Source organism: Microcoleus sp. PH2017_24_DOB_U_A (genome assembly GCF_020738205.1).
Lineage (GTDB): Bacteria > Cyanobacteriota > Cyanobacteriia > Cyanobacteriales > Microcoleaceae > Microcoleus.
Genome location: NZ_JAEQCT010000014.1, coordinates 1 through 1,612 on the forward strand (window position 1 = coordinate 1; position 1,612 = coordinate 1,612).

Genomic DNA, 1,612 nt, shown 5'->3' on the forward strand with positions numbered 1-1,612 from the left:
TTCACCAAAAAACGAGCGAGAAGCCCCTGGCTTTAGACATGGGGAGGAAAGCGGCTGCGACTTCAGTCGCCTTGAATTAAACTCCATAGGAATAGCCATCTTTTTTGTGAATAGATTGGCAATATTTGTGACTAATTCCTGCTACTCTTCCCTTCATTGTGGCGATATCGAACGAACCGGATGCACGGCAAAGGATTCGTCCTACATAAGATCCGACTTTTTTGCCTGCGGTGACTGTCGCGTTGATAATATCGCCAGTTTGAAAACCGAAATGAATTTGCTTTCTCGACTTGTGACGAATTGGGAAGCCAAACTTATTTGTGCCGCACATCTGTCGCGTACCGTGTCCTGTTGCCTTGATTAGCAGCGGTTGAAAAGTTAGCACTTTCAATTCTTCGACTTTGCCTACACAAGCAGCATCTAACCAGTGGGATTTAGGTAGCTGCAAACGAGTGCGATTGAATTTTGTCAAGCCACCACTGCCAGTAGAAACTGGTAAGCCAGTCATGCGGAGTCGGTTAAATAACGCCCAGCGAGTTGAATTAACTACTGTTGCGTCTTTTAAAGGACGTTTTGCTTGAGATAGAATCTTCTTCAAAACATCTGGCTTCTTGGAGAGGAATTGCTCAATGTCTTGAGTTCCCTTCCGAGTATTACAATTCTCGCAAGCAAGGCAAAGATTAGAAATACGATCAGAACCGCCTTTTGCTTTGGGATGAATATGCTCGATTTGTAATGGTGTATCAGCAACTCCACAATACGCGCATTTTCTGTCCCATTTATTCAGCAAATATTCGCGGATTTCGTAACCACATAAAATGCCTTGCTGGTATTCTAATCCACTAATCTCTGGATTTTCTAGTTGTTGTAAGTCGAATCGCACAAGTTCTTGAACAATGAAACTAATGGGGGCGACCTTCATTAATCTAGTTACCCATGTCAGGGTTGTTTCAACACGATGTTGTAGGCTTGGAGCCAGCCATCCTTTAGAACGAGTTCTATTTAGAAATCTTGCTTTTCGATAACGAGTATGGCGACTTCTCCTGCCTCTACGCAGTGAACGGCGAGACTCCAAACTGGCTTTAATTGATTGACCTCGGTGAGTTAGTTCTGCACCAAAGATTACATTTTTTCCTTGGACTAATGCAATTCCCGTGGTTTTGGAGCCAGGGTCTAATTTAAGAGTGATTGGTTCCTGGGGTGCTGTTATCTCTACCTTGAGTATTATCGTGAATGGATATCTTTTGAAAACAGCAGCTTTGCCAGTGGTTAGCAATTTACGAGCCATTCCTGGGCGGATTGGATTGAGCGGTTGCTTGTGACTATCAAGTACAAAAACAAAATTAGACATAAAGTCCTCCATTGCTGGGTAAAGTTCGCTCCCTTGAATGTTTTATGAGCTTGTTATGCCAAAAGCACTGGTTTAACCCCGTTAAGCCTGTTTAACTTTTAGCGATAGAGCGGAAAACTAGCGACGGATTTTCCGGTATCATGACTCTAAAAACGTAGGTCTAATCCTGTCTCTGGTAAGGTTCGGGCTTTCTTCTCGAACCGCTCGAAACGAGCCGGACTTTCCAAAAGCCCCCGCTTTTAAGCGTGGGGTTCCTTACTC

General features: G+C 43.9%; 1 protein-coding gene. It reads right to left on the minus strand.

Translation table 11 applies throughout. The annotated features are described in order from the left end of the window. Positions 1 to 76 precede the first annotated feature (76 nt). Positions 77 to 1,351 carry an RNA-guided endonuclease IscB gene (gene iscB, locus JGK07_RS00210; protein ID WP_293194027.1) on the minus strand — a complete coding sequence of 425 codons (1,275 nt, stop codon included), beginning with the start codon at positions 1,349 to 1,351 and terminating at the stop codon, positions 77 to 79. Positions 1,352 to 1,612: the final 261 nt, after the last annotated feature.

Excerpts from the sequence above, each read along its gene's own strand:
- iscB (WP_293194027.1), bottom strand. The coding sequence starts at position 1,351 with ATGTCTAATTTTGTTTTTGTACTTGATAGTCACAAGCAACCGCTCAAT.